Here is a 13,056-nt window from a genome sequence, read left to right on the forward strand (position 1 = left end):
CCCAGGGGCGATGCCAGCCGACTGGCGGAGCCAGATCGGCGGCATCCCTGGCCAAGGCACTTCAGGCAACCGAGAAAGCAGCATGAACAACATGAACGGCATCGAATGGGACGTGGATGGGCAAGGTGTGGGCCGCATCGTGCTCAACCGCCCCGAACACAACAACGCGCTGGGGCCGTCGAATGCGCCGGCGCTGGTGAAGGCGATCGCGGAGGTGCTGGCCGGCCAGCCGCGCGTCATCGTGATCGAGGCACGCGGGCCGATCTTCTGCGCGGGCGGCGACATCCGCGAATTCGTGAAGGCTGGCGACAGGCTGGACGACCTGGTCGACGAGATCCTCGACGAGCTGCTGCCCGGCTACCTGCAGCTCGCGCAGGCCCCCTGCCCCATCGTCACCGTGGTGGGCGGGCCGGTGGGCGGGGCCGGTGTGGGCCTGGCGCTGTGTGGCGACTTTGTGCTCGCCAGCGACACCATGAAGCTGCGCACGGGCTACGCCGCCATCGGGCTCTCGCCCGATGTGGGTGCGTCCTACTTCCTCTCGCGCCGCGTGGGCGCGGTGCGCGCGCAGCAGTGGCTGATGCTCAGCGATGCGATCAGCGCCGAGCAATGCCTGGCGGCGGGCGCGGTGGACCAGGTGCACCCTGCGGCCGGACTCGATGCCGCCGCGCAGGCGCTGGTGGCGCGGCTGTGCGCCTCGGCACCGGCCTCGCTGGCCGCCATGAAGCGGCTCGCACTCGAAGGCCCCTCGCTCTCGCTGCAGGCCTACCTGTCGCTGGAACAGCAACTGCTCAAGGCCTGTGCCCGCACCGCCGACGCGCGCGAAGGCACCTCGGCTTTCGTCGCCAAGCGCAAGCCGGTGTTCACCGGCCGCTGAACCACCATGGCCCTGCCGCCCGAATGGCGCACGCGCCTGCGGCTGCCGCTGATCGCCGCACCCATGCTGCACGTGAGCGGGCCGGCGCTGGTGGTCGCGGCGTGCCGCGCCGGCGTGATCGGCGCGTTTCCCGCCGCCAACTGCCAGCAGCATGGTGAGCTGCAAGCGTGGATCGGCGAGATCCGCCGCGCCATCGGTGACACCGCGAGCGCCGCCCCCTTCGCGGTGAACCTGATCGTGCGCAGCGCCACGCTCGCGGACGATCTGGCCTGCGTGGTCCGCGAGAAGGTCGAACTCGTCATCACCAGTGTGGGCTCACCCGCCGCACTCGTGGGCCCGCTGCACGACGCGGGCTGCCGCGTCTTCGCCGACGTGGCCACACTCGCGCACGCCGAGAAAGCGCTCGCGGCGGGTGTGGACGGTCTGGTGCTGCTGTGCGCGGGTGCGGGTGGGCAGAGCGGCTGGCTCAGCCCCTTCGCGGGCGTGCGCGCGGTGCGTGCGCTGTTCGAGGGCCCGCTCATCGTGGCCGGTGGCCTGGCCGATGGCCATGCGCTGTGGGCGGCACAGGTGCTGGGCGCCGACCTCGGCTACATGGGCACGCGTTTCATCGCCACCCACGAAAGCCTGGCCAGCGACGCACACCGGCGCATGGTGGTGGACGCCACCTGCGACGACATCGTCTCGTCCAGCGCTTTCACTGGCCTGCCGGTGAACTGGCTGCGCCCCTCCCTCGTCGCCGCCGGCCTGGACCCCGGCGCGCTCGACGCCGACGCGCTGCGGGCCGGCAATGCCGAGCTGTACGGCACCCGCGAGGCCCATCACCCACGCCGCTGGACCGAACTCTTCAGCGCCGGCCATTCGGTCTCGGGCGTGCACGCCGTGCAACCCGTGGCCGCGCTGGTGGACGAACTGGCCTGCGAACACGATCTGGCGCGCCAGCGCAGTCACACACTGGGCGCAGCCGGCCCTTCGCGTTTTCCCAGGACCACTCCATGACCTCCGCCCTGCCCACGCTGATCGATCTTCTTGCCCACAACGCCGTGGCCCACGCCGACCGTGCTGCCGTGATCGTGGACGACGACACCCATACCCACGCCATGCTGTACGAGGCCGTGCAGCGCCAGGCCGCCGCGCTCGCGGCCCTCGGCGTGAGCGGCGGCGACCGCATCGTGATCGTGGCCGGCAACCGCACCGAAGTGCTGGTGCTGCTGGGCGCGGCGGCCTGGCGGGGCGCGATGCTGGTGCCGCTGAACCTGCGCCTCTCGCCCGCCGAGGTGGCCCAGCAATCGCGCGATGCGTCGCCCTCACTGGTCATCGTCGACACCGCCTGCGCCGCGCTGTGGGGCGCCGCCTGGCCCGAGGGCATGCCTGGTGTGCGCACGCTGGTGCTGGACACCGCCGTCTGGCCGTCGCTCGCGGTGGCCGGCCCGGGGGCCGCCGCACCCGTGCCACGGCAGGACACGCCCGAAAGCGGCGTGCTCATGCTCTACACCGCCGCCGTGCAAGGCCACGCGCGCGGCGCCGTGCTGGCGCAGTCGCAGCTCACGGCGTCGGCGCAACAGATCGGGCAGGTGTGGTCGCTCGGCACCGACGACCGCTGGCTCGGCGTGCTGCCGCTCTTCCACGCGGCGGGCATCGGCCTCTCGCTCGCGTTGCTGGCGGCGGGAGGGGCGTGCGTGCTGCTGCCACGCTTCGATCCAGCCGCCGCCGTGGCCGCGGTGGACCGGCACCACATCACCGTGAGCGCGACGTTCGCACCGATGCTCGGTGCCATGCTCGACGCGGCCCGGGCCGGAGGCGCCACACTGGCAAGCCTGCGCATCGGCATGGGGCTGGAACCCCCGGCGGTGCAGGAGCGACTGGCCGCGCTGTGTCCCTCGGCGGGGTTCTGGTCCGCCTACGGCCAGGCCGAGGTGTCGAGCATGGTGTGCCTGGGCCTGCAGCGCGAGCGTCCGGGCGCGGCGGGTCGCGCCGTGCCGCCGTCGCAGGTGCGCATCCAGGACGCAGCGGGCCAGCCCGTGGCAGCGAACGTGGAAGGCGAGATCGCCGTGCAGGGCCCCACGGTGTTTCTCGGCTACTGGGACGTGGAAGCGAAGCGCCCCTTCAAGCCCGCCGACCCCTGGCACCGCACCGGTGACCTCGGCCGCATCGACGACGAAGGCTGGCTGTGGTTCGCAGGCCGCACCGCGCAGAAGCAACTCATCAAGACCGGCGGTGAGAACGTCTACCCGGCCGAGGTGGAACAGGTGCTGCTCGAACACCCTGCCGTGGCCGAAGCCTTCGTGTTCGGACGGCCCGACGAGAAATGGGGCGAAGCCGTGCACGCGGCCTGCGCACTGAAGCCGGGCATGAACACCACCGAGGCCGCATTGATCGCGTTCGTGGAACAGCGGCTGGCACGCTACAAGCGGCCGCAGAGCGTGAGCTTCAGGGAGGCGCCGCTGGAGCGCACGGCGGTCTAGTGCAAAGCGGCGCGGGGGGGGTGTTTCAATGCCTCCGCCGCCGCTCGGCATAGGCCTCGCGCACGCGCCGGAATTCTTCGAGGCCCAGCCGGTCGCGGAGGTCTTTCATGGCCGGTCGCAGCATCGCGGCCGCGGTGTCGCGGCCCAGCAGGTCGCCTAGCGTCACCCAGGCCGAGGCCAGGCGCGCATAGGCGTCACCCACCTGGCCCTGCTGTTCCATCAGCATGGAGGACTGCACCGAGGCCACGAGATAGGTGGCGGCATCTCGGGCGTCCAGCGCGCCTTGCCGGGCCATGCCATAGCGGGCCAGTGCCAGCGCGGGCTGCCGCGACTGTTCTGCCAGTTGCCCTCCCACCAGCCCCCGCCGGGCCGCCCCCGTGCCATCGCGGGGGGGGAGGCGGTCAATGTCGCGCCAGAGGATTTCTGCGGCGGCCGCGTCCACCCGGGCGAGACAGGACACGGCGGCCAGCCTGGCGGTTTCTGCATCGGCCGGCTGGCCGTGCATCTGCATCAGGTCGGCGGCGGCGCGGTAGTCGATGGCAGCGGCACGGTCATCCTGCGCAGCGGCCGCGGCGACGGCGCGCCGTTGCAGCACCACCGCGCGCAAGGAGGCGTCCATCAGGTCGGCGTAGCGAGCCAGCACGAAAGCAAAGCGCTCGCGCGCCATGGCGGCGTCGCCCGAGGCCAGCGCCTGCTCGGCCAATTCCATGTCGACGCCGCGCCGCACCTCGTCCGACAGCGGGAGCACCTCGGCACAGCGCGCGGCGTGCCCCGCCTCTTTCATCTTGCCCGCCAGGCGCAGCGTGGAGGCGGCGAGCAGCCAGCAGGCACCGGCGCGCGCGTCGTCGCCCACGTGGTTCCAGTCGCGCGCCGCATGCTGCAGCAGGCTGGCGGCACCTTGCAGGTCGGCTCTGGCCAGCCGCGTGCGCGCCTGTTCTTCCATCTTCTCGGGGCTGATGCCCCCCAGGGGGACGGTGGGTTCGCTCATGGTCGTGATCCGGGAAAGAGTCAGGCGCTCGCACCAGCGGTGCGCTGGCCGAGGCGGAAGATGGTGAATTCTGCCGGCTGGATCATGGCCAGGCCGATGAGACAGACCAGGCGACCGTGGTCGATGTCGTCCTGCGTCATGGTGCTGCGGTCGCAGCGCACGAAGAAGGCCTGATCCTGCGTGGAGCCGCGCAGACCACCGGCGCGCCATTCGTTGTGGAGGAAGTTCGTGAGGGACTCGCGCACGTTCGCCCACAGGCGTTCGCCCTGCGGCTCGAACGCCACCCATTGCGTACCACGCGAGAGCGAGGCTTCGAGGTAGTTGAAATAGCGACGTTGGTTGACGTACTGCCACCCGGGGTCGCTGGAGACCAGCCGAGCGCCCCACACGCGGTGGCCCCGCCGTTCGAAGGAGCGCAGGCAGTTCACGCCGGCGGGATTGAGCAATTCCTGCTCCACCTTGCTCACTTGGCGCTCGAAACGCAGGGCGCCAGTCACCACCTCGTTGGCCGGCGCATGGTGTACACCACGCTCCATGTCGTTGCGCGCATAGATGCCGCAGACAAAGCCCGAGGGTGGCAGGGTCAGCGTGGCGGGGATGTCGCCCCGCTCCGGGTTCGCGAGGGGATGGGCCACCTCCACCCACGGAAAGTACAGCGCGGCGTGGGTGGAATCGAAGCGGGTGCGCCAGGTGCGCGCCTCGGTGGGGGTCTGGCCGGGCGGTGTGTCGAGCACGGCGATGCACCAGGCGCGGGGGGCGGCGGCGTGCGCGATCAGGGCCCGGGCCACCTCGGCGGCCTGTTCCTCGTCGACCCTGTCCGAGCTGCCGGGCGCGGCGAGGATGGACACATCGTCGAGCCCCGCGAGGCTGGTGATCGCGCTTTCATACATCGGCGGGGTGGGCGTGCCGCCATCCTGGCCACCGTCCAGCGTCCACAGGGTTTCGGGTTCTCCGGCGGCGTTGGTCCGGGCGTGTTCGAAGAGGCCAGCGAGCAGCCCGGCGGCCGAGAGGTTCGTCCCGATGTGGATGGCATACGGCTGGTACAAGCGGTCGTCGCGCACCAGCGGCCTGGCGGCCATGACCCCACCGATCCAGCGCGGGTGCGCGGGATGCAGGCCCATGCGCTCATGCACCTGGTGGCGGCCATCGCCATCGATGGCATGCGCCGAGACGGTGATGAGGCGTGGCGCGCCGGCCCGCACGTCGGCGCGGTCGATGGCGGTGTCCGCGAGCCGCCATGCGCCATCGGTGTTCACCAGCAATGCCTGCCTGCCCTGCAGGGTGGCGCGCACCACGCTGCCGGGCGGCGCGGCGTCGAGCTCGTTCGCGGCAGCGGGCGAGGCGTGCTCGCGCAGCGTCACCTGGCCGTTGCCGGCCTTCCCCGGAAAGCGCGCGACGAAACCCAGACCGGTGTCGCCGTCGTCGACGGCGCCCACGCTGGCCACGGCCATGCCCGGACTTGCCAGGCGCACGACATAGAGGCGTGCGCCACCCTGCTGGAAAAAGGCGTATGCCGCGTGTGCGATGTGGTTGATGGCGGATTCGCCCTCGCCGGCGGAGAGGTCGGCCAGACCCCCGTGCAGGCGCTCGAAAGCGTTGAAGCTCGTGATCAGAGACGGCGGCTCCGCGCCGGGGGCATGGCAGGGCCCGGTGCGCGCGGGGCCGATGAACGCGGCGGTGCATGTGGACACGCCCTCGATGGGCGGGGCGCGGAAGCGGACCTCCTCCACGTAGACGCCGGGCGACCGGTAGTCAGGCATGGCGACGGGTATCAGTGGGGCGGATCGCCGGCGCTGCGCTCACGACAGCACCCCGCTACCGCGGTGACCGAATGGCGTGGTGACAACGGCGCGTGCGTCGGACAGCTCGTCCGGCGAGCTACCGCCCCACGCGGTGAACAACAGGTCCAGGGCCGTGGCGATCGACGGGCAGACGGCATGCGTGCCGAAGACGCGGGCCATGGCCTCAACCCGGCAACGATCGCGACAGGTGCAAGACGGCAAGCGCTGAGATGTGTGGCATGGAATCCCCCCTGGAACTTGCGGCTTCTTATACCGTTGCACCACCCCACCTCGGGCAATTTATACGTTTCCAGACGATTGGTTACATGCGCTCACGCCGGACGGGTGATGCGAAAAAGGGGCCCGAAGGCCCCCAAGGTTCAGCCGGTCAACGCCCCATCAACCCGGCCGGATGTTGTTGCGCCGGATCACCTCGGCCATGGCCGCCGTGTCACTCTTGATGCGCCGCGCCAGGCCTTCGGGACCGGTACCGGCGACCTGCCAGCCCTGGCCGAAGATCTTCTGGCGGATGTCTTCCCGGCGCACGATCTCGGTGAGCAGCGTGGCCAGCCGGTTCACATGTGCCTTGGGCAGGCTGTTGGGCGCGGCCACGGCGTTCCAGATCTCCAGCTGGAAGTCGCGCACGCCGGCCTCGCTCAGGCTGGGCACGCCCGGCACGAGGCTGCTGCGGCCGGTGGACGTGACGCCGATGGCCTTGAGCTTGCCGGCCGTGACCTGCGGCATGGCCAGACCCGGCGGCAGCAGCGACATCTGCACCTGCCCCCCCAGCATGCCGGTGATCACCTGCGGGTTGCCGGGGTACGGCACGTGCACCGGCGCGATGCCGGCGCGGCTCTTGAGCAGCTCCATGCCAAGGTGGGCCACGGTGCCCACGCCGGGGGTGCCGTAGTTCCACTTGTCGCCGGCCGCGCGGGCGGCGGCGATGTAGGCCGCGCCGCTTTCCGTCACCGTGGCTGGCACGCTGAGCACAAGGGGCGCCACGGCAATCAGGGAGACCGGCGCGAGTTCGGTGATGGGGTCGTAGGTGGTGTCCGGGTTGAGGATCCTGGCGATCGTCATGTTGCCGTTGATCATCAGCCCGATGGTGTGGTCATCGGTGGCGCGCGCCACCAGCGCAGCGGCGATGTTGCCACCAGCGCCCGGGCGGTTCTCGATCACCACCGGCTGGCCCAGCGCCTGCTGCAGGGGTTCGGCCAGCAGGCGCGCGGTGAGGTCGGGCGAGGAGCCGCCGGGGAAGCCCACGAGGATTTTCAGCGGTCGGCTGGGCCAGGTGGACTGCGCTCGCGCGGCGGGCAGCACGGTGGCTGAGGCCAGTGCGGCCGCGGTGGCCATGGCATGGCGGCGGGTGACGGGGGTGTTCTGGAAGGTCATGTCTGCCTCTGGTTTCGGGATGGATTCAAACGGATTCTCACTGCTCCTGAGCGCGCCCGGCAACGAGAGGGGCAACGCCACCAGGGGCATCCAGGGTCCGGCTCCGCCGGCCCGGAATGCCGTCCCCCCCTCGAAGCGCCGAAAGGCGCGCCACGGAGGGGGAAGCCTCATGCCAGCGGCTCGGGCGGGCCGTCGTAGAGCCAGGCATTGTCCAGCAAACGTTCTCCCAGCAGGCCCATGGCCGCATCGCGTCCCCATCGCAGCACGCCCTGCGCGTGGAAGACCACGCCATTGCGCCGCGAGAGCGCCTGCACGCGCGCGTTGCGCCGCCAGCGGGTTTTTGCGTACCTGGCGAAGCGGTCGGCCCAATCGGTGCCAGCCACCCCCTCCTGCGCGAGGCGCCCCAGTGTCCAGGCGTCTTCGATCGCCATGGCCGCGCCCTGCGCGAAGTAGGGCCGCATGGGATGGGCTGCGTCGCCCAGCAAAGCGACACGGCCGCGCGCCTGCTCCTGCGGGCCTCGCATCGCGGGCCTGTCGTTGAGCGGCCACAGCGTCCAGTCGGGCACGGCGGCCACCATGGCCACGAGTTCACCACAGGCTGGACCGAGGGCACGCCGCAGATCGGCGGCATGCGCTTCATGCGTCCACGCCTGGGCATCGCCACCGGCCGGCAGGTTGCCGTGCACCACCGCGACCAGGTTGAACCAGTCGCCCTGTTTCACCGGGTAATGCACCACGTGCAGGCGCGGTCCCAGCCAGGCGGTGACCACATTGGCCCGCAGCGGCGCGGGCAGGTCCACCGCGCGCACCATGCCGCGATAGGCCAGGTGGCCCGTGGCGCGCACCGGCTGCCCGCCGAGCAGCCGTGTGCGCACGCGGCTCCACAGGCCGTCGCACCCGATCAGGGCATCACCGTCCAACGTTCCACCATCCTCCAGCGTGACGCGCACCCCGGCATCGCTGTCTTCCCAGTCGGCCACGCGCGCACCCAGCCGCAGCCGCACCTCCGGGCGCCGCTGCACCGCGCCCAACAGCAGCGCGTGCAGATCGGCGCGGTGCAAGGTGGCGTAGTGCTGACCGTGCCGCGCCAATGCCAGAGCGCCCAGGCGCAGGTGGCCGAGCTGGCTGGCGCGGTGTGCGTCGCGCACGCGCAGCACCTCGGGAAAGGCCGCGCAGGCCTGCAGCGCGTCCATCAGGCCCCACTCGGCCAGCACGCGCACGGCGTTCGGCCCGAGCTGCAGGCCCGCCCCCACCTCACTGAACGCGTCGGCCTGCTCCAGCACCACCGAACGCACCCCCGCACGGGCGAGCGCGAGGGCGCACGACAGCCCCCCGATGCCACCACCGGCCACGATCACTTGTTGGTTCATGCGCGCGATTGTGCCGCCGCGCGCGGCCCGCCGGGGAGATACGGCCTAGAGGATCCGGTTGAACCAGAGCACCGACAGCCCCGCCGAGATCAGCGCCAGCAGGGACGCGGCCAGCGCCAGCAGGCCGGAGATCTCGGTCTCGCGCTTCTCCACCGTCAGCTTCGAACTCAGCGTCTCATAGACCTTCTTGAGGTTCTCCGCGGTGCCGGCGTAGAAGTACTCGGCCTGCGTGGCGCGGGCCACTTCCTTCAAGCTTTCCTCGTCCAGCCGCACGCGCATGGACCAGCCTTCGAAGCCGATGATCTCGCCGTCCACCGTGCCCACGCCCACGGTGTAGACACGCACCCCGCGTTCGGCCGCCATCTTCGCGGCCTCCGCCGTGTCCACGCCGGTGGTGCGCTGCCCGTCGGTGAGCAGGATGATGGCCGCCGAACTGTGCGAACCCGGCGCCACCGGGGTGAAGGGTTTGTCGTCCGGCTTGGGCTGGTCGAGCGAACGGCCCTTGGGTGCGAACGGGTCGGTGTTGCGGCTGTAGGTCATGTCGCCGAGGTTGATGCGCTGCTCGGGAAACAACTCGGAGAGCGCGACCACGATGGCGCTGCCGATGGCGGTGGCGCGCTGCAGCTGGAACTTGTCGATGGCGGCAACGAGGTCTTCACGGCTGAGCGTGACGGGCTGCACCACCTGCGCGGACCCGGCGAACGCAACGATGCCGACCTTCACGTGGCGCGGCAGTTCGGCCAGGAACGCCTTGGCAGCGTTCTGCGAGGCCACCAGCCGGTTGGGCTGCACGTCTTCGGCGCGCATGCTGCCCGAAACATCCATGGCCAGGATGATGGTCTGCTGGTTCGAGGGCAGCACGATGGTGGCCATCGGCCGCGCGGACGCCAGCAGCATGAGGGCGATGGCCGTCAGCAGCAGCACCGGAGGCACATGGCGGCGCCAGCCCGGGCCCTTGCCCATGGCTTCGCGCACGATGGAGAGGCTGGCAAAGCGCAGCGCGGCCTGTTTGCGCCGTCTCAGCAGCCACACGTACAGCAGCACCAGCAACGGCAGCGCGAGCAGCAACCAGAGCAGTTGCGGCCAGAGAAAGGTCACGGGCCAGTTGTTCATCATGGACGGGCTCCTTCGCTTGCGACGTCGTGGCTGCGGCGGTCGCGGGTGGGCAGCTGGGTGGGCACCGGGCGCCCGCCGATGCCATTGCGTGTCTCGCGCAGGCGGCGTTTGCGCAGTTCAATGAAGCGCAGCACGGCTTGCGCCAGGTCGTCATCGGTCGAGAGTTCCAGCGTGTCGACGCCGGCACGGCCCAGACTCTCGCGCAGTTGCGCTTCGCGTTGCGCGGCGATGCGCGCAAAGCGCTGGCGAAACCCGGCGTCGTGCGTGTCCACCATCAGTTGCTCGCCCGTCTCGGCGTCGCGAATGGGCACCAGACCGAGGTCGGGGAGATCGAGTTCCAGAGGGTCGAGCAGGCGCACCGCCACCACGTCGTGCCGGCGCGCGAGCTCTCCCAGCGGTTTTTCCCAGCCGGGCTCGCTGATGAAGTCGGATACCACGAACACGGTGGCACGCTGGCGCACCGTGTGCACGGCCGCGCGCAGCAGATCGGCCAGCTGGGTGACGCCATTCTTCGCATCGGCATGCTTCGGCGGCTGCAGCACCATCTGCATGATGCGCAGCACCTGGGTTCGGCCACCGCGTGCAGGGAGCACCGCATCCACCACCGGTTGCCCGCGCGAGCCGTAGAGCACGGCGCCCACGCGGTTGCCGTGGCGGCCCAGCAGGCGCGCCAGCACGGCGGTGAAGTCCAGCAGCACCTGGCTCTTGCGCTGCTCGCCCGAACCGAAATCCACGGAGGGGCTCAGGTCGAGCAGGAACCAGGCGGCCATCTCGCGGTCTTCGGTGAACACGCGCACGTGCGGCTCCTGCAGCCGCGCGGTGACGTTCCAGTCGATGTGGCGCACGTCGTCGTGCAGCTGGTACTCGCGCAGGTCGGCCAGATCGAGACCGGAGCCCCGCATGAGGGTGCGGTAGTCGCCTTGCAAGAGACCGTCGAGCCGCCGCAGCACGGTCCATTCGAGCCGGCGCAGCAGGGTCTCGGCGCGGCGCGCAGCAGGCGTGGCGGTGCTGACCGGCGTGCCGGCCTGCGCCTCGCCGCCTTTCCTGCCGAACAGCCGGGCCAGCATGGTCAGGCCACTTTCTTTTCGTGCTCCAGCGGCCGGGCGGGCGCAGGGATGTGTTTCATGATGCGTCCGATCAGCGTCTCGCTGGTCAGCCCTTCCGACAGACCTTCGTACGACAGCACCACGCGGTGGCGCAGCACATCGGGCACAAGATCGGTCATGTCCTCAGGCAACGCATAGTTGCGGCCGCGCAGCATGGCCAGGGCGCGCGCGCCCTCCACCAGGCCGATGGTCGCGCGAGGGCTGGCACCGAAGGTGATCAGGTTCGCCATGTCCTTGATGCCATGTTTCTCCGGGGTGCGCGTGGCAGAGACCAGCTTGACGGCGTACTGCACCAGCGATGGGTCCACATAGACCTGTCTGCATTGCGCCTGCAAGGCAGCGAGTTGATCGGTGGTGGCCACAGCATTGACGGCCACAGCGGGTCCGGTGACGCGCTCGACGATCACGTACTCCTCTTCGTCGGTCGGGTAGTCCACCATCACCTTCATCATGAAGCGGTCCACCTGCGCCTCGGGCAGCGGGTAGGTGCCCTCGGTTTCGATGGGGTTCTGCGTCGCCATCACGAGAAAGGGATTGGGCACCTTGTGCGTTTCGCCCGCGATGGTGACCTGTCGCTCCTGCATCACCTCCAGCAGCGCGCTCTGCACCTTGGCTGGTGCGCGGTTGATTTCGTCGGCCAGCAGCAGGTTGGCGAACACCGGGCCGAGCGAGGTGCTGAAATCGCCCGTCTTCTGGTTGTAGATGCGCGTACCCACGAGATCGGCGGGCACGAGGTCGGGCGTGAACTGGATGCGCTTGAAGCGGCCTTGCACGACGCTGGCCAGCGTCTTCACGGTCAAGGTCTTGGCCAGACCGGGCACGCCCTCGACCAGCAGATGGCCCTGGGCCAGCATGGCGACCATGACGCGTTCGAGAAACCGGTCCTGCCCGACCACCACCCTCTTCACCTCGTACAGGATCTGCTCCATCAGCTGGGCGGTGTCGGGGGCGTTGTTTGGGTCCATGGAGCGCTCCTGTTTGAAAGGTGAGAGAACTAGAACGGGGGCAGACCGGCGGCGCTGGCGGCGCTCTCTATCGGTACTGCAAAACCGATGCCAACGAAGGTGCGGTGGCTGGTGGGGTTGAGGATGCCGGTGACGATGCCGACCACCTCCCCATCCATGGTGACCAGCGGCCCGCCCGAGTTGCCCGGATTGGCGGCCGCGTCGAACTGGATCAGGTTGCCGATTTCCTGTTCGCCCTCAGGCGACTTGAAGGCACGGCCAAAACCGGAGATGACGCCCGCCGAAGTGGACGGGCCGATGCCGAACGGGAAGCCCACGGCCACCACCTCGTCTCCCGGGACGAGGTCGGCGGTGGAGCGCATGGTGGCGGCGATCAGGTCGTCGGGAATGGTGTGGGCCTGCAGCACGGCCAGGTCGTTCTTGGCCTGCACACCGGTGATGCTGGCCCCGGATTCGGTGCCGTCGGCGAACACCAGCTTGATGGTCTGGGCATGCTGCACCACGTGCAGGTTGGTCAGGATGATGCCCTTGTCGACGATCACCACGCCTGTGCCCACGCCCAGCTCCTGCTCCTCGCCCTTCTTGTCCTTGCCGTAGGACATGACACGCACCACCGCGGGGCGTATCTTTTCAGCGGCGCGCGCCGCCCTGGAGGGCAGGTTCTGGGTGGTGAGGGTGCGCAGCACGGCCGCGTCGATGTCTTTCTGGGTCAGCGCCCTGGGGCCGCTGGCATGGCCGTGCCATACGCTGGCCCCCAGCAGTGCGGCCGTCAAGGCCATGACCGACCACATCACGCGCGGGCTGCCGGCCACCCGGGAAGCCGTTGCCCGCCACCGCCGGGGCTGGGCGGAGGGGGCTGCCCCTCCTTCGGGCACCGCGCCCGCACCCTGGGCGGCCGCCTTCGGTGCCACCGGGCGGGAGGACGGGCTGTACAAGGCAGGCTTTCGCATGGCGACTCCCGGTGGGCATAACGAAAACACATCATGCCGCGTTGCGGCATCC

General features: G+C 70.2%; 12 protein-coding genes. 3 read left to right on the forward strand and 9 right to left on the reverse strand.

Going from position 1 to position 13,056, the window contains the following annotated elements:
* Positions 1-82: 82 nt before the first annotated feature.
* From J2X09_RS12510 to J2X09_RS12520, 3 genes are read left to right on the forward strand one after another with little or no spacing between them, the layout of a single operon-like run.
* Entirely contained in the window at positions 83-874 is a 792-nt protein-coding gene (locus tag J2X09_RS12510; protein ID WP_204733769.1) for an enoyl-CoA hydratase-related protein, read from the forward strand.
* Positions 875-880: 6 nt separating this feature from the next.
* A complete protein-coding gene (locus J2X09_RS12515) occupies positions 881-1,870 on the forward strand; it encodes an NAD(P)H-dependent flavin oxidoreductase (protein WP_204733768.1) in 990 nt (329 codons plus the stop codon).
* Entirely contained in the window at positions 1,867-3,336 is a 1,470-nt protein-coding gene (locus tag J2X09_RS12520) for an AMP-binding protein (protein WP_204733767.1), read from the forward strand. Before J2X09_RS12515 ends, J2X09_RS12520 begins: the two co-directional genes overlap by 4 nt.
* Positions 3,337-3,361: 25 nt before the next feature.
* On the opposite strand, the gene J2X09_RS12525 is transcribed toward J2X09_RS12520, so the two are convergent.
* From J2X09_RS12525 to J2X09_RS12565, 9 genes are all read right to left on the reverse strand, one after another.
* Positions 3,362-4,324: a hypothetical protein gene (locus J2X09_RS12525; RefSeq protein WP_204733766.1), complete on the reverse strand. Its 963-nt coding sequence runs from the start codon at positions 4,322-4,324 to the stop codon at positions 3,362-3,364.
* A gap of 20 nt (positions 4,325-4,344) precedes the next feature.
* Positions 4,345-6,084 (reverse strand): phage tail sheath family protein, encoded by a 1,740-nt coding sequence (locus J2X09_RS12530; protein WP_204733765.1) that lies wholly within the window; start codon positions 6,082-6,084, stop codon positions 4,345-4,347.
* Positions 6,085-6,123: 39 nt separating this feature from the next.
* The gene (locus J2X09_RS12535; RefSeq protein ID WP_204733764.1) at positions 6,124-6,285 is read right to left on the reverse strand and encodes a hypothetical protein; all 162 of its coding nucleotides are present in this window, start codon (positions 6,283-6,285) and stop codon (positions 6,124-6,126) included.
* 219 nt (positions 6,286-6,504) lie between these two features.
* Positions 6,505-7,497: a Bug family tripartite tricarboxylate transporter substrate binding protein gene (locus J2X09_RS12540; RefSeq protein ID WP_204733763.1), complete on the reverse strand. Its 993-nt coding sequence runs from the start codon at positions 7,495-7,497 to the stop codon at positions 6,505-6,507.
* A 167-nt stretch (positions 7,498-7,664) separates the two neighbouring features.
* The gene (locus J2X09_RS12545; protein ID WP_204733762.1) at positions 7,665-8,867 is read right to left on the reverse strand and encodes an FAD-dependent monooxygenase; all 1,203 of its coding nucleotides are present in this window, start codon (positions 8,865-8,867) and stop codon (positions 7,665-7,667) included.
* Positions 8,868-8,912: 45 nt separating this feature from the next.
* The gene (locus J2X09_RS12550) at positions 8,913-9,965 is read right to left on the reverse strand and encodes a VWA domain-containing protein (RefSeq protein WP_204733918.1); all 1,053 of its coding nucleotides are present in this window, start codon (positions 9,963-9,965) and stop codon (positions 8,913-8,915) included.
* 14 nt (positions 9,966-9,979) lie between these two features.
* Positions 9,980-11,050: a DUF58 domain-containing protein gene (locus J2X09_RS12555; protein ID WP_204733761.1), complete on the reverse strand. Its 1,071-nt coding sequence runs from the start codon at positions 11,048-11,050 to the stop codon at positions 9,980-9,982.
* Between the two features lie 2 nt (positions 11,051-11,052).
* Positions 11,053-12,054, reverse strand: a complete 1,002-nt coding sequence (locus J2X09_RS12560; RefSeq protein ID WP_204733760.1) for an AAA family ATPase — start codon at positions 12,052-12,054, stop codon at positions 11,053-11,055.
* 29 nt (positions 12,055-12,083) lie between these two features.
* On the reverse strand, positions 12,084-13,004 hold the full coding sequence (locus tag J2X09_RS12565; protein WP_204733759.1) for a trypsin-like peptidase domain-containing protein: 921 nt from the start codon (positions 13,002-13,004) through the stop codon (positions 12,084-12,086).
* Positions 13,005-13,056: the final 52 nt, after the last annotated feature.

The sequence above is a fragment of the Hydrogenophaga laconesensis genome (genome assembly GCF_031457235.1).
GTDB lineage: Bacteria > Pseudomonadota > Gammaproteobacteria > Burkholderiales > Burkholderiaceae_C > Hydrogenophaga > Hydrogenophaga laconesensis.

What these genes read in the sequence shown, in the direction of transcription:
- J2X09_RS12545 (WP_204733762.1), bottom strand. Translation starts at nt 8,867, where the DNA reads ATGAACCAACAAGTGATCGTGGCCGGTGGTGGCATCGGGGGGCTGTCG.
- J2X09_RS12560 (WP_204733760.1), bottom strand. Translation starts at nt 12,054, where the DNA reads ATGGACCCAAACAACGCCCCCGACACCGCCCAGCTGATGGAGCAGATC.
- J2X09_RS12525 (WP_204733766.1), bottom strand. Translation starts at nt 4,324, where the DNA reads ATGAGCGAACCCACCGTCCCCCTGGGGGGCATCAGCCCCGAGAAGATG.
- J2X09_RS12520 (WP_204733767.1), top strand. Translation starts at nt 1,867, where the DNA reads ATGACCTCCGCCCTGCCCACGCTGATCGATCTTCTTGCCCACAACGCC.
- J2X09_RS12540 (WP_204733763.1), bottom strand. Translation starts at nt 7,497, where the DNA reads ATGACCTTCCAGAACACCCCCGTCACCCGCCGCCATGCCATGGCCACC.
- J2X09_RS12565 (WP_204733759.1), bottom strand. Translation starts at nt 13,004, where the DNA reads ATGCGAAAGCCTGCCTTGTACAGCCCGTCCTCCCGCCCGGTGGCACCG.
- J2X09_RS12510 (WP_204733769.1), top strand. Translation starts at nt 83, where the DNA reads ATGAACAACATGAACGGCATCGAATGGGACGTGGATGGGCAAGGTGTG.
- J2X09_RS12555 (WP_204733761.1), bottom strand. Translation starts at nt 11,050, where the DNA reads ATGCTGGCCCGGCTGTTCGGCAGGAAAGGCGGCGAGGCGCAGGCCGGC.
- J2X09_RS12530 (WP_204733765.1), bottom strand. Translation starts at nt 6,084, where the DNA reads ATGCCTGACTACCGGTCGCCCGGCGTCTACGTGGAGGAGGTCCGCTTC.
- J2X09_RS12535 (WP_204733764.1), bottom strand. Translation starts at nt 6,285, where the DNA reads ATGGCCCGCGTCTTCGGCACGCATGCCGTCTGCCCGTCGATCGCCACG.
- J2X09_RS12515 (WP_204733768.1), top strand. Translation starts at nt 881, where the DNA reads ATGGCCCTGCCGCCCGAATGGCGCACGCGCCTGCGGCTGCCGCTGATC.